At 69.8% G+C, this 14,826-nt stretch carries 15 protein-coding genes and 1 other RNA gene; 5 read left to right on the top strand and 11 right to left on the bottom strand.

From position 1 onward, the window contains the following. Positions 1–16: 16 nt before the first annotated feature. Together D187_RS10635 and D187_RS10630 are read right to left on the bottom strand one after the other, a co-directional pair. Positions 17–976: a phosphoribosylaminoimidazolesuccinocarboxamide synthase gene (locus tag D187_RS10635; protein ID WP_020917945.1), complete on the bottom strand. Its 960-nt coding sequence runs from the start codon at positions 974–976 to the stop codon at positions 17–19. 51 nt (positions 977–1,027) lie between these two features. Further along, positions 1,028–1,543 carry a hypothetical protein gene (locus D187_RS10630; RefSeq protein WP_020917944.1) on the bottom strand — a complete coding sequence of 172 codons (516 nt, stop codon included), beginning with the start codon at positions 1,541–1,543 and terminating at the stop codon, positions 1,028–1,030. A gap of 124 nt (positions 1,544–1,667) precedes the next feature. Here D187_RS10630 and D187_RS10625 point away from each other — a divergent pair, with 124 nt between their 5' ends. After that, the gene (locus D187_RS10625) at positions 1,668–2,453 is read left to right on the top strand and encodes an RNA methyltransferase (protein ID WP_081713648.1); all 786 of its coding nucleotides are present in this window, start codon (positions 1,668–1,670) and stop codon (positions 2,451–2,453) included. Here D187_RS10625 and D187_RS10620 read toward each other — a convergent pair. From D187_RS10620 to D187_RS10610, 3 genes are all read right to left on the bottom strand, one after another. Next, positions 2,450–2,713, bottom strand: a complete 264-nt coding sequence (locus D187_RS10620; protein WP_020917942.1) for a hypothetical protein — start codon at positions 2,711–2,713, stop codon at positions 2,450–2,452. The two genes, D187_RS10625 and D187_RS10620, sit on opposite strands and share 4 nt — an antisense overlap. A 118-nt stretch (positions 2,714–2,831) precedes the next feature. Then, positions 2,832–4,013, bottom strand: coding sequence for a S1C family serine protease (locus D187_RS10615; RefSeq protein ID WP_020917941.1), 1,182 nt, complete (start codon positions 4,011–4,013; stop codon positions 2,832–2,834). A gap of 86 nt (positions 4,014–4,099) precedes the next feature. Next, complete coding sequence (locus tag D187_RS10610) at positions 4,100–4,432, bottom strand: hypothetical protein (RefSeq protein ID WP_020917940.1); 333 nt, start codon at positions 4,430–4,432, stop codon at positions 4,100–4,102. Between the two features lie 161 nt (positions 4,433–4,593). Between D187_RS10610 and D187_RS10605 the strand changes: the two genes are divergently transcribed. Both D187_RS10605 and D187_RS10600 read left to right on the top strand, forming a co-directional pair. Beyond that, a complete protein-coding gene (locus D187_RS10605) occupies positions 4,594–5,616 on the top strand; it encodes a CFI-box-CTERM domain-containing protein (RefSeq protein ID WP_245591677.1) in 1,023 nt (340 codons plus the stop codon). Further along, positions 5,613–6,197 carry a TlpA family protein disulfide reductase gene (locus tag D187_RS10600; RefSeq protein WP_020917938.1) on the top strand — a complete coding sequence of 195 codons (585 nt, stop codon included), beginning with the start codon at positions 5,613–5,615 and terminating at the stop codon, positions 6,195–6,197. The genes D187_RS10605 and D187_RS10600 overlap by 4 nt, the downstream gene beginning before the upstream one ends. A gap of 33 nt (positions 6,198–6,230) precedes the next feature. Here D187_RS10600 and D187_RS10595 read toward each other — a convergent pair whose 3' ends face one another. From D187_RS10595 to D187_RS10585, 3 genes are read right to left on the bottom strand one after another with little or no spacing between them, the layout of a single operon-like run. Then, on the bottom strand, positions 6,231–6,650 hold the full coding sequence (locus D187_RS10595) for a hypothetical protein (protein WP_020917937.1): 420 nt from the start codon (positions 6,648–6,650) through the stop codon (positions 6,231–6,233). Between the two features lie 11 nt (positions 6,651–6,661). Then, positions 6,662–7,102 (bottom strand): hypothetical protein, encoded by a 441-nt coding sequence (locus D187_RS10590; protein ID WP_020917936.1) that lies wholly within the window; start codon positions 7,100–7,102, stop codon positions 6,662–6,664. Positions 7,103–7,124: 22 nt separating this feature from the next. After that, complete coding sequence (locus tag D187_RS10585) at positions 7,125–7,559, bottom strand: hypothetical protein (protein WP_155893306.1); 435 nt, start codon at positions 7,557–7,559, stop codon at positions 7,125–7,127. Positions 7,560–8,347: 788 nt separating this feature from the next. On the opposite strand from D187_RS10585, the gene D187_RS10580 reads away from it, so the two are divergent. After that, positions 8,348–8,809: a hypothetical protein gene (locus D187_RS10580; RefSeq protein ID WP_043429270.1), complete on the top strand. Its 462-nt coding sequence runs from the start codon at positions 8,348–8,350 to the stop codon at positions 8,807–8,809. A 12-nt stretch (positions 8,810–8,821) separates the two neighbouring features. Here the strand turns inward: D187_RS10580 and D187_RS10575 are convergent, their stop codons facing one another. The 3 genes from D187_RS10575 to D187_RS10565 form a co-directional block, all read right to left on the bottom strand. Next, positions 8,822–10,705, bottom strand: a complete 1,884-nt coding sequence (locus D187_RS10575; protein ID WP_002632641.1) for an OmpA family protein — start codon at positions 10,703–10,705, stop codon at positions 8,822–8,824. 152 nt (positions 10,706–10,857) lie between these two features. Continuing rightward, positions 10,858–12,474 (bottom strand): M16 family metallopeptidase, encoded by a 1,617-nt coding sequence (locus D187_RS10570; protein WP_002632642.1) that lies wholly within the window; start codon positions 12,472–12,474, stop codon positions 10,858–10,860. Continuing rightward, positions 12,474–13,832, bottom strand: coding sequence for a M16 family metallopeptidase (locus tag D187_RS10565; RefSeq protein ID WP_020917934.1), 1,359 nt, complete (start codon positions 13,830–13,832; stop codon positions 12,474–12,476). Before D187_RS10565 ends, D187_RS10570 begins: the two co-directional genes overlap by 1 nt. Before the next feature lie 207 nt (positions 13,833–14,039). Between D187_RS10565 and ssrA the strand changes: the two genes are divergently transcribed. Continuing rightward, positions 14,040–14,404: a transfer-messenger RNA gene (gene ssrA, locus D187_RS51600) on the top strand. The last annotated feature ends 422 nt before the right edge of the window (positions 14,405–14,826 follow it).

The following is a 14,826-nucleotide window of genomic DNA, read 5'->3' as shown; positions in this document are numbered from 1 at the left end:
CGGCGGCCCGGGGGGCTCACTTCAGGTAGCCACGCGCCTTCAGGTTCTTCTCGATGCGCGCGTGCACGTCGCCCGGCTCCAGCGTGAGCGGCGTGCCGGTGAGCTGCGCGTAGGCCGCGAGGTACTTCTCCGCGAGCGACACGCGCACGTCGTCCGGAATGGCGGGCGGCGTGCCGTGGCCCTGGAAGCCGCGCTCGCGGATGAGCCACTGGCGGATGTTCTCCTTGTCCAGCATCCGCTGATCCTCGCCCTTGGCCAGGCGCGCCTCGTACTCGTCGGCCACCCAGTAGCGGCTCGAGTCCGGGGTGTGGATCTCATCGATGACGTACAGCTCATCCCCCACCTTGCCGAACTCGTACTTGGTGTCCACGAGGATGAGGCCGCGCGAGCGCGCCCACTTCTGGCCCTCGAGGAACAGCCCGCGCGCCGCCTCGGTGATGCGCGCCCAGTCCCGCGCGCTCACCAGGCCCCGCGCGAGGATCTCCTTCTCGGAGATGGGCTCGTCGTGCTGGCCGTACTGCGCCTTGGTGGAGGGCGTGAAGAGGGGCTCCGGGAAGGCCTCGTCCTTGCGCATGCCCTCGGGGAAGGCCACCCCGTAGGCGGTGTGCGTGCCCTTCTGCACGTCGCGCCACAGGCTGCCGGTGAGGTAGCCGCGGATCACGACTTCCACCGCGAAGGGCTGGCAGGCACGCGCGACGATCACGTTCGGATCCGGCATGTCCAGCACGTGGTTGGGCACGATGTGGCGCGTGCGCTCGAACCAGAAGTGGGCCAGCCGGTTGAGCACCTCGCCCTTGAAGGGGATGGTGGTCAGCACATGGTCGAACGCGGACAGACGATCCGAGGTGACCAGGACGAGCCGGTCCCCCTGGCGGTAGGTGTCACGCACCTTGCCCTGGTAGTGCTCGCCGAGGGAAGGCAGGTGGACGCGCCCGAGCGTCTGGGTGAGCTGGGCGTGGAGTGCGGAGGTAGTCACGAGAGAAGCGCCTCGGCCCCGTGAAATGGGGCACAGAAAGAGGCGCGGACTCTACTGGACCGCGCCCGGCAGGGAAGCGGGACCGTACGCCGCCGCCATGTACAGGAACGCGGGGTTGATGCGCAGGATGCCGTCCACGTAGGCGGCCGCGTAGGGCGCGCTCGACGCCCGATCCACCTGCACCACGCCCGTGGGATTCACCTTCCAGTGGGCCAAGAGCGTGCGCGCCACCAGTTCGGCGGCCTCGCGCTCGGACAGACCCTGGAAGCTCTCGCGGCGATCCTCCTGCCAGCGTTCGCCCGTGCGCCCATCGAAGTTCAACTGCAGGGGAGCCCCCGCGTCGGGCGCCTGCAACAGATCCGTGCGCCCCTCGATGCCCGGGGCCGCCACCAGCTCCCCGTTCAGGGTGATGGGGAAGAGCATGGAGGACTGCGCGGCCTGGCCCGCTTCCAACTGCGAGAGGCGCGCCACCTCGCGGTACAGCTCCAGGCGGGTGGAGGGACTCTCGAACTCCAACAGCTCGGGCGAGCCGGTGAGGGCCTGCCGGGCACCTGGAGAAGCGCGCACGGGGGCACTCCCGACGCCACAACCCGTCAGGACCACGAGAGAGAGGAGCAGGCCAGCGACCCAGCGACGCATCGTAGGGGAATATACCGATGCGGCTCTGACACGGAAAGCTAAACTCGGGGGCATGCTCCCGGCAGCGAACTTGACGGTTGTCCTGCACCAGACGCGCTCACCCGAGAACATGGGAGCCGTGGCCCGGGTGATGGCCAACTTCGGCTTCTCGCGGCTCATCCTGTCGGATCCCGCCACCTACTCCTTCCGGGGCGCCGAGCGGCTCGCCGTGAAGGGCGGGGCGGTGCTGGAGGGCATGGCCGTGGCACAAAACCTGCCCGAGGCCCTCAAGGACTGCGTGTACGCGGTTGGCACCACCTCTCGCACCCAGATCGAGGGACGTGTCGCCCTCACCCCGGAGGAGGCGGCGGCGCGGCTGGCGGAGCACAGCCGGCGGGGGAGGGTGGCGCTGGTGCTGGGGGGTGAACAGCGGGGGCTGTCCAACGAGGAGCTGGCGTTCTGCTCGGACTTCCTCGTCATCCCCACCAGCGAGGTGCAGCCCTCGATGAACCTGGCGCAGGCGGCGGCGGTGCTGCTCTACCTGTGCTCACGCGAGGGCCGGGGCGCGCCCGAGCGGGCGGCGGAGGTGGCGCCGGAGTTCCAGGGCGCGCGCATGGGCACGGTGAGCGCGCTGGGGGAGCGGATGCGCGAGGTGTTGCTGCGCGCGCAGTTCCTCAACCCGCAGGCGCCGGAGCACGTGCTGCGCGAGCTGGAGCGGAGTCTGTTGCGAGCGGAACTCACCCAGCGCGAGGCGGAGCTGTGGCTCACGGCCTTCAAGCACGTGGGGAGGATGATGGGCGGGGGCAAGGGCCCTTCCGAGCAGGAAGCGCCCTCGCGAGACCCGCGCCGGAACGCCTAGGCCGCGGCGGTCTTGTAGGTCTCGGCGTAGTGCTTGGCGCACAGGCCGCCCTTCTCGGTCTTCACGCGGCACTCCGCCTTGGAGCAGGTGCGGTAGCGCGAGTGGGGCAGCTCGCCCTGGCGCCACTTCTTGAAGTGGAAGAAGCAGTAGCTCTTGGCGCGGTAGGGGCGCTTGCAACCCTCGACGGTGCAGGCCTTCTTGCCCCCGCCCTTGGCCGTGCGCGGCCAGTTCTTCAGGGTGGTCTTCTGTGCTTCAGGCATGACAGCTCCTCAATGCAACGCAGCGAAAATCGTGCGGAAAGGAGCCTCGTGTAGCGCTGGCCGCCGCGGAACGCAAGGAGGCAGGCGGGGACGCGGGCGCCCCCCTCCGCCTTCCAGCTCAGGGCGAGCCCGCCTTCTTGCCCGCCTGCCCGGAGCCTCCCGTTCCCTCGGTCTCCGCGGGTTGGACGTGCTTGGACGGTGCCGAGAGGACGGCCGTGGCGGGCACCGTCTCGCCTGGCTGCTCCTCCAGCCGCACCTTCATCTTCAGGGGCTGCTCCCCCCGGCGCACGTGCAGCATCACCCGGCCGCCCACGCCCCGGGCCGCCACCTGCCAGCGCAGTTTGTGGGCCCGCTCCACGTGGAGTGTATCCAGTCCCTCGATGACGTCGCCCACCTGCAGGCCGGCGCGCGCGGCGGGTCCTCCATCCATCACCTCCGACACCACCACGCCCCGGGGGTGTCCCAGGCCATAGGCCTCGATGACGTCCGGGGTGCAGTCCTGCACGGACACGCCCATCCAGCCCCGGCGCACCCGGCCGTACTTCTGCAGGTGCGGCAGCACCGCCTTGGCGATGTCCACGGGGATGGCGAAGCCGATGCCCTGGCCCGCCACGTTCACGGCGTTGGCGATCGCCACCACCTCCCCATTGAGGTCCAACACCGGCCCGCCCGAGTTGCCCGGGTTGATGGAGGCGTCCACCTGCATGTAGTCGAAGTCACCGTCCCGCCCATTGGGCGTCACGTCCGTGCGGCCCTTGGCGCTCACCACTCCCGCCGTCACCGAGTGCGTCAGTCCGAACGGGTTGCCAATCACCATCACCCAGTCGCCCACCTCCACCCGCGAGGCCGACGACAGCTTGAGCACGGGCAGCTTGCGCGGGGCGTGGATCCTCAGGAGCGCCGAGTCCGTGCGCGTGTCCTCGCCCACGAGCTCCGCCGGATACTCCTCCGCGTAACCCCCCGGCGACAGCACCGAGATGGTGATGTCCTGCGCCCCCTCGACGACGTGCGCGCTGGTGAGGATGAAGCCGTCGGAGTGGATGATGAGGCCCGAGCCGATGCCCTTCTGCGTCTCTCCCTCGGCGCCGGGCGTGGGGCTGGGCTGGCGCGTGGTGATGGAGACCACCGCGGGCATGGCCGCTCGCGCCACCTGACTGAGCGCCGAGCGTTGCTCTCGCACCGCGCGTTGCTTGGCTTCCACCCACAGCCTGCCCGCTTGTGCGCTCGGGCTCGCCCAGGCCGGCGCGCTCAACAACACGGCCAGCGCGATCCCCGTCCACCACCGTTGACCCGCCATCATCCCCGCCTCTCCCCAGACCGCCTTCTGACAACCTAGGGTGGGAGGGAGCGGAGCGGAAGCGGGGCCCTCCCGCCCCCTCCGGGCAACTACTTCTTCTGGGCGATGATGCGATCAATCGCCGCGCGATCCTCGGGGGTGATGCGCTCGCGCGGTCCCGCCGCGGGGGCCGGAGCCGGGGACGGGGCCTTCACCGCCGCCGGGGTCGCCTGCCTGGTCGTCCGCTTCACCGCGTCCTCGGCGTCGTCGAGCGCGTCCCGCAGGCTGTTCGTCACCCGCTCCACACGGCTCGGCTGCACCTGGCGCTTCCACTCCCGCTGCACGTACTCCACTGGCGTGCGGCCGTTGAAGTCCACCGTGGCCAGGAAGACCCCGAGCCCCATCGCGCAAGCCGTCCACACCAGGAACTTCAGGAAACCCATCGTTCACACCCTCCTACCCAGTCGTACATCGGAGCAGACCAGGAGGCCAGTTTCCGGCGGAGGGAGGGGAAGGGCGCTGACAGCGGACGGGGCTCCTTCTAATGTGCGCGGCCTTGCAGCCCGACGAGTTCTTCCAGGCCGCCCGGAAGCGGGCGGAGGCCATGTCCCTTCCGCGAGCGCACGAGGCGCGCGAGCCGTTGCGCGCCCAGGCGCTGGCGCTGTTCCCCCGGATTCCGGAGCCCCCCGTGTACCACCGGGCGGAGGATCCGGCGCGCAAGGCGGCCGAGGCGCTGCTGCCGGAGCTGGAGCAGGTGTTGGCGCTGGGGCTGGCGGTGCGGCGCGACGCGGGGCCGGCGGAGGCCACGGATCGGCTCCTCGAGGCGCTGCGGGCGCACGGGGAAGCGCTGTGCCATACGGTGGATGGACGGCTGTCCCAGGCGGAGGAGGCGTGGCGGCGCGCGGTGGAGCTGGAGCGCGTGGCGCACCCCACGCGTTCGCTCGGCACCCGGGAGCAGGCCGTGGGGCCGGTGTATGACCGGCACACGGGGGCGTCGCGCTACGATCCCCGCGAGGAGCCCGTGGCGCAGGTGTGGCTCGCCTGCCCCAACATGGGCTGCAAGCGCATCAACGAATACGGGTACGTGCCGGGGCCCGGCATCCACGCGTATGTGTGTTCCGCCTGCCAGGTGCCCTTCCGGGCCTACTTCGGCGAGCTGCGCTCGGTGGAGATCGAAACGAAGCCCAGCTCCAAGCGTTTCCTGTTCACGGTGGACGAGGTGCGGGGCGCGGGCAGCTCGCGCATCGAGTTCGAGGAGGCCAGTGGCGAGGACTTCCCGTCGACGCGGGGGGACTTGCTGGTCTTCCTGTACACCGAGGCGCGCGAGCTCAAGGCGGTGATGAACCAGACGAACAAGCGGCTGATGTGGATTTCACCGGCCAGTTCGTGCTTCGTGGTGACGGCGGCGTTCGGAGAGGGCGCGCCGGAGTTGGTGACGTTCCGGGCGTTCCGGGACGAGGTGTTGCGCCGCCACGCATGGGGGCGCGGGTTCATTCGCGTCTACTACCGGCATGGGCCGGGGCTGGCGCGCTGGGTGGTGGGCCGGCCGCGGGTGAGGCGCGAGGTGCGGCGGGTGCTCACGCAGGTACATCGGGTGTTGAAGACGACGAGGGAGTCACGCACGTGACGGAGCCACAGACTGGAGACGCCGGGCAGCAGCAGCCACCGCAGCCGCCGCGCCATGGGTGGAGCAAGGTGTTGTTGGTGGTGACGGGGCTGTTGGGGCTGGCGGGACTGTCGTACCTGGGCGTGAGCGAGGCGCTGCGGGCACGGCTCGCGTCCGACGGCACCGTGGCCCCGGTGATGAAGCTGCAGAAGTACGACAACGGGACGATGTCGCTGGCGGATCTCCAGGGCAAGGTGGTGATGCTGGACTTCTGGGCGACGTGGTGCGCGCCGTGCCAGGCGGAGATGCCGTCGCTCATCAAGCTCGCCAAGGAGTACGAGGACAAGGGCCTGGTGTTCGTGGCGGCGAGCCGGGACGAGATGCCGGACGCGCCGCTGTTCGTGCAGGAGTTCGTGCAGAGCCGCATGCCGGAACTGGCGCCGTACGTGGTGTTCGCGCCGGATGAGCTGGCGGCGGTCTTCCAGGTGACGGCCCTGCCGACGCTCTACTTCCTGGACCGCAAGGGGCAGGTGGTGGACGCGCAGCGCGGCATGTTGTCGGAGGCGGCGCTGCGCCAGCGGATCGAGCGGGCCCTCAAGTAGGGCCGCCGCCGTGCGCCGCGGGGCGCCTGGGCTTCAGCGCGACGCGCCGGGTGCCGCCGCCGCGCGCTGGAGCTTCACCACCTCGGCGCTCAGCGTGACGCTGCTGGGCAGGGGGATGAAGAAGAAGAGGACGCCCAGCGCCTTCGTCACCGGCAGGTACTGCGTCTGGTGGAAGCGCACGTTGATGGCGCCATCGCCTCCCATGCGCCGCACCTGGGGGATGAGCGCCTGATGGAAGCCCGCCTCGAGGTCGGTGCCCACCACGTCCGCGAAGCCGAAGAGCAGCACCCCCGAGCGCGTGACCTGCACGAGGCCGAGCGACTCATGGGGCTCGGAGATGTCGCCCGCCGTCACGAAGATGTCCTGGCCGTCGCGGCTGGAGGGAACGGAGGCGGTGTTGACGACGGTGCACCCGGTGAACGCCAGGAGCGCGAGCACGGTGGGAAGTCGCATCGGAGGGAGTCTCACGGGGAGGGGAGGAACTGGATGACTTCACCGGTGACGAGCACGTTGCGGTCCCGGGTCTTCACGCCCCCCTGGCCGCTCAACCCGTTGGAGATGGACTCGGACAGGTCCGAGGCGCGCTCCACATCCGTGGGCGGGTTCTGGTCCTCGAACTCGATGTGGATGACGCCATCGCCGCCCATCTTCAGGGCTGCGTCCGCGAGCGCGCCCTGGATGGTCTGATCGATGGCGGCGTGTCCCACGTCCGTGAGCCCCGCCACGGTGACGCCGTAGCCGGTGATCTGGGCGAAGCCGATCGTGCGGAAGGGCCAGGGCGAGCCCCCCGTGCTGAGATACAGGCCTCGCCCGGTGTGGGGCGGACGGTCCGACAGCCTCGAGCCGCGCGACACGGCGTTGCAGCCCGCGCACAGCAGCAAGCAGAACAAGAGGGGAAGTCTCACCGGAGTTCCTGGCGGTTGGGGGTCAGCGCGACGGGCTGTTGGGAGGAGGTGGCGGAAGACCCTCGGGATCGAGCCGCACCACTTCGCCGCTGAAGGTGACCTGGGAGGGCAGGGGGATGAAGAAGAGCAGGGCGAAGAGCAGGCGCGTGGGCAGCGCGTACTGCGTCTGATGGAAGCGCACGTTCATGATGCCGTCGCCGCCCATGCGCCGCACTTCGGGGAGCAGGGTGTCCCGCAGTCCGTCCTCGAGGCTGGTGCCCGCGGGATCCGCGAAGCCGAAGAGCAGCACGCCCTTGCGAGTGGCCTGCACCAGTCCGAGGCTCTGGTAGGGAACCTGGACATCGGAGGTGGTGACGAAGACGTCGCGCGTGTCCCGGGAAGAGGGCAGCGACGCCACGTTCACCGTCGTGCAACCAGTCAGCCCCACCGACAAGAGGAGCCCGAGTGTCCTGCGCATGCGATCCCGCCCCCAATCACGAAGAGGGCCGAGCATGGGACACGAATGGGGTCCGGGGCAATGTCCCCGTTCTCCGTGTGCGCACCACGGCCGTGAGCGCGGAGTTGCCTCGGTACAAGGCACCTTCCGCGCCACGCGGCGCGAAGCGCGCGCCGTGGTGCGTTCCCGGTTTCAGCATGTCCCGTTTCAAGGGGTGCACCGGCCCTCGCGGCTGAACTCACCAGCGAGGACCGGCTCCAACCTTCCCCATCCCCTACCCCCCGAGCCGTATCCGCGAGCGATCACTCCCACTCGCTACCTACGTCCGTCACCGACCCGCCCAACCCCGTACTGCCCCGTGCTGCTCCGTACTGCCCCGACCCGCCCAACCCCGTACTGCCCCGTGCTGCTCCGTACTGCCCCGACCCGCCCAACCCCGTGCTGCTCCGTACTGCCCCGACCCGCCCAACCCCGTACCGCCCCGTACTGCCCCGACCCGCCCAACCCCGTGCTGCTCCGTACTGCCCCGACCCGCCCAACCCCGTACCGCCCCGTGCTGCCCCGACCCGCCCAACCCCGTACCGCCCCGTGCTGCCCCATCCACCGGACCCACATCGTCCGCGAGGATGGCTTTAGCATCAGCCGTGCCGAACCCCCTCAATCCGAGTCTCCGCTGTGAATTCAAGGAGATATGCGCGCGGGTTACTCCTGCGTGGAGGACGCCGCCGTCCCGAACCGGAAAAATGTGCTGTGGGATGGATGCGAGCCCGCACTCTTGGGAGGGCGGAGTGTGTGGCACGCTACCCTCCATGAACCGCTTTGCTCTGACGCTGTGCTTGCTCCTGGGCTGTGTCGCCGCCTGCTCGCGCCAACTGGAGTCTCAGGCGCTCGGGCTCCAGTACGAGCCTCCTTCCGGCATGGCCCTGCGCTCCGAGCAACCAGGCCCTCCGGCCGTGGCCTGGTTCGAGGGCGGGCTGGAAGTACGCTCGGTGCCGGGACCCGCGCCCAAGCTGGACGCGGAGCCGGAAGCGGTGCTTGAGGCCGCGGGCGTCCCGGTGCCGGGCCGACGGCTCAACGCCACCCAGGGCACGCTCCCCGCGGGTCCCGTGGCCCGTTACGAGTTCCAGCAGGGCACTTCCCGCACGCTCGTCTACCTGCTGCCTCGCGAGGAGCGTTTCGTGCTCGTCCTCTACACGGCCGCCGAGCGGGACTACGGCCCGGGTTCAGCGCGCGTCGAGCGCTCGCTCTCCACGCTCAAGCCCACGCGCTGAACCGGACCGACCTCAGGGCTTCTCGGCACTGGCCTTGGGCGCGGCCTCGGGCCTGGCCTTGGTGGTCGGCTTGGTGGAGGACTCGGGCTTCGGCTTGGTGGCGGCCTCGGGTTTGGCCTTGGTCGCCGCCTCGGACTTCACCTTGGTGGCCGTCTCGGGCCTGGCCTTGGTCTCCGACTTGCCGTTTCCCTCGGGCTTCGCCTTGGTGTCCCCCTCGGGCTTCTTGTCCTGGGGGACGATGCGCGGGGCCGTTTCCACCTCGGACTTGATGAGGCGGAACTCGACGCGGCGGTTCTTCGCGCGTCCGAGCGGAGTGCCGTTGGTGGCGATGGGCTGGGACTCGCCGAAGCCCTTGGCGCGCAGGCGATGGGCCTCGATCTCCTTGGAGATGAGGTAGTCCATGACGGACTGGGCGCGGCGCTGGGACAGGCTCAGGTTGAGGGTGTCCGAGCCCACGTTGTCGGTGTGCCCTTCGATGAGCACGGGTCCGAGTGACGGATTGCGATCGAGCACGGTGGCCACCTCGTCGAGCAGCTTGAGGGATTGCTTCTGGATGGTGGCCGAGCCGGTCTCGAAGAGGATGTTGCCCTTGATGCGGATGCGATCCGACTCGACGATGACGAACGGCGGATTGTCGATGGGGCAGCCATCGTTCTCGGGGGGGCCAGACTGGTCGGGGCACTTGTCCACGTTGTCGGGCACCTCGTCCCCGTCGGTATCCGGGCAGCCGTCGTAGCCCGGAGGGCCGGGCTTGTTGGGGCACTGGTCCATGCCATCCGGCACGCCGTCATTGTCCGAGTCCAGGCAGCTGTCCGGACCGTTGGGGCACGTGTCCTGGCCGTCGGTGATGCCGTCCCCGTCGTTGTCGGGCTCCGGGCAGCCGTCGTCGTCCTGATAGCCATCCACGTCCTCGCCCTCGGTGGGGCACTTGTCGCGCGAGTCGGGAACGCCGTCGCCATCGGAGTCGAGGAACGCCTGGTCGTAGCGCACGGAGAGCAGCACGCGCAGCTCCTCGCGGCCGTAGCCGCTGCCGAGCGTCACGCCGCGGCCCACGTCGAGCTCGAGCCCCCAGGGGCCGTAAATGCGGGTGCGCGCGCCGACGAGCACGCCCCAGGGCGTCTTGAGGGAGGCGGCCTGGTGGAAGTTGAAGGGGGCGGACATCGGCGTGGCCAGGTGCATCTCGGCGAGTCCCTGCACGTTCGTGAGGGGGCCCACGTCCGGCAGGTCCACGATGGCGCCCGCGCCGAACGTCACCTCGTTGCCCACGTAGAGGTTGAGGTACTGGGCGGGGCGGGGACGCAGGCGCACGCCCACGTTGCCGAGCACCCGCACCGGACCGAAGGCGCGCTCCACCGCGAGCCTCGGGGCCACGAGCACGCCGCGCTCGCCGAGGAAGCTCTGCCCGTCACCGGTGGGCAGCCGCACCTCGGCGGACAGGGCGAGGCCCACGGGGAACTCGTCGGGCAGCAGCAGGAAGGCGCGGGGTTGCAGCCGGATGTCGCCGAGCCCCCAGCGCCTCACGCCGGCGGCGCCCGGGAAGTCCGGCGCGGCGAGCGCGTCGCGCAGCAACTGGAAGTTGTCGCCCTGCACGAGGGTGAAGGGCAGGTCCGCGCCGATCTCCAGCCGGCGGTGCAACTGCCAGGCGAAGAGCGCGTGGGCATCGAGCCGGTAGGGCAGCAGGTTGCCCAGCTTCTCCTCGCCCAGCTTCAGGGCGAGCACCCCGTGGGTGTAGTCGAAGAGGAGGGCGGCCCGGTAGCTCTGGGCGGTTTCCGGGGTGGCGCCCTCGAGCGCGATGCCGCTGTTCTGCGCGGGCGTCGCCTTCAGGGGGACGGCGTCGAAGCCTCGCACGAAGGGATCCTCCGCGCGTGCCGGGACACCGGCCACCAGGAGGATCATCACGGCGAGTCGGATGGCTGTGCTTCGCAAGGACCGCTCCGGGGTGGCGGCCCGGAAATTCGGGCCTTGGAACCCGTCCGGCTCTTACCACCGCCTCCCCGGGGGGTGAAGAAAACCCCCGGGGTGCCTGCCCTGGGTATGTCCGCCAGCCGCTATTTTTCCATGAAGGTGTCCGCGGGGACGACCTGGATGGCGTCGGGGCGGATGGGCAGGGGCCGCGCGCCAATCGCCTTGTCCTGCTCCAGCAGCTCGGGGCTCTTGGGCGAGGCGTAGGTGATGGGCGAGGGGGCCTGCTCCTTCAACTGCTTCACCAGGTCCTCGGCGTTCTGGGTGACGAAGGCGAAGTCGAGGGCCTCGGGACGCACGTGGCGGCGCACGGCGGCGTGCACGGACTCGGGCGTCATCTTCGCGAGCGCGGCGCGGTACTGCTCCAGGTAGTCCGGCGTGCCGTGGAAGAGCGCGTCGATGGCGTAGCCCAGGCGGCGTTGATCCGTCTGCTCCCACAGGCGCGTGTAGCCCAGGAGGAAGCCCCGGCTGCGCTCGAACCGGTCCGCGGGGATGGGCTGGGCCACCAGTTGATCGAGGAAGTAGAGCGTGCCCCGGGTGGCGAACATCGCGTTGTCGGGCACCACGGGGCGGATCCACAACGAGAGATCCTGCTGGGTGCGCGCGATGTTGGTGCGGCTGTACGTGGAGCCGCGCTCCTCGATGAAGTGCTCGGCGTAGGCGTAGTCGCCGTAGTTGAGGCCCCGCTTCTCGCGCAGCTCGTTGAAGAGCACGCCGCCCAGCTGGCGGTGCTCCCCGAGGTACGACAGGGCGAAGGCCACGGGGAAGAAGTCCGGATCCCCCCGGCGCAGCGGGGTGACATAGCCCAGGGAGATGGCCGTGGAGAGGGTGGGCTTCTGCACGACGAGGGCGCGGCCGCCGGGGGTGGGCACGGCGGGCAGTTGCACGCGCGGCGCGCCGGTGGCGGGCAGCGCGGACAGCCGCGAGACGACGGTGCGCTGGAGCTGCTCGTCCACCGGACCCGCCAGCCCGATGACGAGCCGGTCCTGGGTGAAGACGCGCGCGGCGTGGGCCTTCACGTCCTCCAGGGTGATGGCCTCGAGGCCCTTCTCGGTGCCGCCCACGAAGTGCGCGTAGGGGTGGCCCGCGTAGAGGAGCGCGTCGAGCGCCACCTTGCCCAACGCCTCGTCGTTCTCGCTGCGCAGCCCGTTGCGCAGGTCGCTGAGGGCCAGCGAGCGCAGCCGCTCGAACTCCTGGGGATCGAAGCGGGGCTTGAGCAGCACGTCGGTGAACAGCTCGAGGAAGCGCGGCAGGAAGTCCTTGTGGACGCGGCCGGAGAAGACCGTGAACTCCTTGTCGGTGGAGGCGTCCAGCTCGGCCGCCATGGGAAAGAGGACCGCGAGGAGCTGGGCGGAGGTGAGGCTCTGCGTGCCTCCCTCGGCGAGCAGCTGCGCGGTGAGGGCGCCAAGGCCTTCCTTGCCCTGGGGGTCATCCACCGAGCCCGCGTGGAAGACGAGCCGGAAGCTGACGATGGGGCTGTCCGGGTGGGCCTGGACGACGAGCCGCGCGGGCTCCGGCTGTCGCAGGGGCCGGGCGGGGACGGACGTGGGCGCGGGGGGCTCGGCGGGCGTCTGGGCCTGGGCCGGGGGGGGCGCGGGGGGCGGAGCCGCTTCGGGAGTGGGGGCGGTGCGGGACGCGGTGGCGCAGCCGCCGAGGTACAGCGCGGCGCCGAGGGCAAGGGAGCGGGAGAGGAGCGGACGCATCACTTCTGACCTCCGGCCTGCTTGGGGGTGAGGGAGAGCACGGTGCGGTTGGCGGCGGGGAGGTAGCGGCGGGCGAAGGCGACGAGGTCGCCGGGCTTCACCTCGGAGATCTTCTGGGCATGGCGGGCGAGCGCGTCCGGGGTGCCGTAGATGCCGGCGTACCAGGAGAGCTGCTGGGCCACGTCCTTGGCGGTCTCCATGTTCATGAGCAGCCCGTAGCGGGTGCGGCTCTTGATGGCCTCGACGCGGGCGGCGTCCACCTTGCCGGTGACGAGCTCCTTCACCGCGGCGTTGAGGGCGGAGCGGACGGCGGCGCGGTTCTCCTCCTTCTGGAGGGTGGCGGAGATGCTGAAGAGGTGGGGATCCCGGTGGGGCGTGGTGCTGCCGTCCAGGTCCTGGGCGAGCTGCTTGTCCAGGACGAGCTCCTTGTAGAGCGGGCTGGTGGTGCCCACGAGGTAGGTGCCGAGCACGGCCTGGACGGCGGCGTCGGAGGTGTCGAGCCGCGCCGCCGGGGTGCGCCAGGCGTAGAGCAGTTGGGGCTGGGTGCTCTGGGGCCAGTCGATGTGGACGAAGCGCTCCTGCTTCTGGGGCGGCTCCTTGGGCAGTTGGATGGAGGCGCTCTTGCCCTCCCAGGGGCCATAGTGCTGCTGCACGGCCGCCATCAGCGCGGCGTCATCGAAGTCCCCGACGATGACGAGCAGGACGTTGTCGGGGGTGTACCAGCGCTCGAAGAAGGCCCGGCTGTAGGCGTAGGCCTGGGGCATGGCCTTGATGTCCTCGTAGTAGCCGAGCGTGGTGTGGCCGTAGGGGTGGCGGGTGAAGGCGGTGCGCGAGAGCTCCTCCTCGAGCTTCAGCCAGGGCAGGGCGGCGTTCTTGTGGTACTCGCCCAGCACGGCGAGCGCCTCGGTCTGGAAGGAAGGCTCGGGGTACTCGAGGTGGCGGAAGCGATCGGCCTCGAGCTCCACCAGCTTGAGCAGCCCGGCGGTGGGCCCGTACGAGTGGTAGACGGTGATGTCGTCCGAGGTGAAGGCGTTGTCGTCGTAGCCGTAGGCGGCGATGACCTTCTCGCGCTCACCCTCGGGGAAGTTCTTCGTGCCCTTGAACATCATGTGCTCGAAGAAGTGGGCGAAGCCCGTGCGGCCCGGCTCCACCTCGTTGCGCGAGCCCACGCGCACCACCGTGTGGTAGGCGATGAGCCCGGGCGAGTTGAAGGGCACCCGGATGACCGTGAGCCCGTTGGGCAGGCGGTCGACCTTCATGGGGTAGGGGAAGAAGGGGGAAGCGGGCTGCTCGGCGGCCGAGGCGGGGAGCGCCGCGCCCCACAGGACGAGCAGAAGGGGAATGAGCCATCGATGCATGCAGGTCCTCATGTGGCTGAAGCACCCACGAGGTGGGTGCCCGCGAACCACACGGCTCGGCCGCTATTCCCAAGAGGGAGCAGGCGAGAGCGGATGCCGGAGAATCAACGGGGAGGGACGTCAGGAGGATTGACGTGGACCTGTCGGCGGTTAATGTAGGAGAAGCCGTGACGTGGCGTAGCAGTGAGTGAGCAGTACCCAAGAAACGGGGGCGACCTGGTTTCGACGGGGGCATGGAAGTTCGAGACGCGTGCCGAGCATGTTGGTCGCTCGTAAAAACGCCCAACACAGACACAAAAGCCAACGACAACGTTGAGCTCGCGCTGGCTGCCTAACTAGCAGTCTCACAGTGCGCGGTCCCCTCGCTCTCGGCCCGTGGGGTGGGGTAGGACCGTCATAATGCGGGCTGGCCGTCGAGGGAGCCTGGGCTCTTGGCGGTGAGATCTTCCAGGACCGTCTCACAGGATTCCGTCCGTGGAAGCCTGGGAGCCGTAACAAATCGCGGACTACGCACGTAGGGTCGAAGAGCGGAAGGCTTTCGGACGCGGGTTCGATTCCCGCCGCCTCCACAGAGAGAAGCAGTGAGAGCCCCGGGCGCCATCAGGCGACCCGGGGTTTTCTTTTTCCGCCGAGGCCGTGGGGGGCAGCCGGATGAACTGGCCGCGCTCGTGGCGCTGGACACCTTGAGCTTCGCCCCCTCAGCGCGGAGGGTCTCCCACGGGAACGTGGTGTTGAGCCTGCCCCGGTTTTGTGGCTCTCCCGCACTTCATGTGCTCCGCGCATTGGGACGCCTGATGTCCCAACGAACATTGATCGCCGCATGACCGGCGAGCACACAATGTGCGGGAGAGCCACGTAACCGGGGCAAGCCCAGCCCTGCGCGGCAACCCGGACGAGCGCTACCAGAGTGGCGGTGAGATGAGGGACGAGCTGTGCGCATGGCTGAGCGGCCAGGGCAAGCAGTTCGGACGCACCATGGCAGCGGCGGAACTGC

It is taken from the genome of Cystobacter fuscus DSM 2262 (genome assembly GCF_000335475.2).
Taxonomy (GTDB): domain Bacteria; phylum Myxococcota; class Myxococcia; order Myxococcales; family Myxococcaceae; genus Cystobacter; species Cystobacter fuscus.
This window is presented reverse-complemented; position numbering and strand designations above follow the sequence as displayed.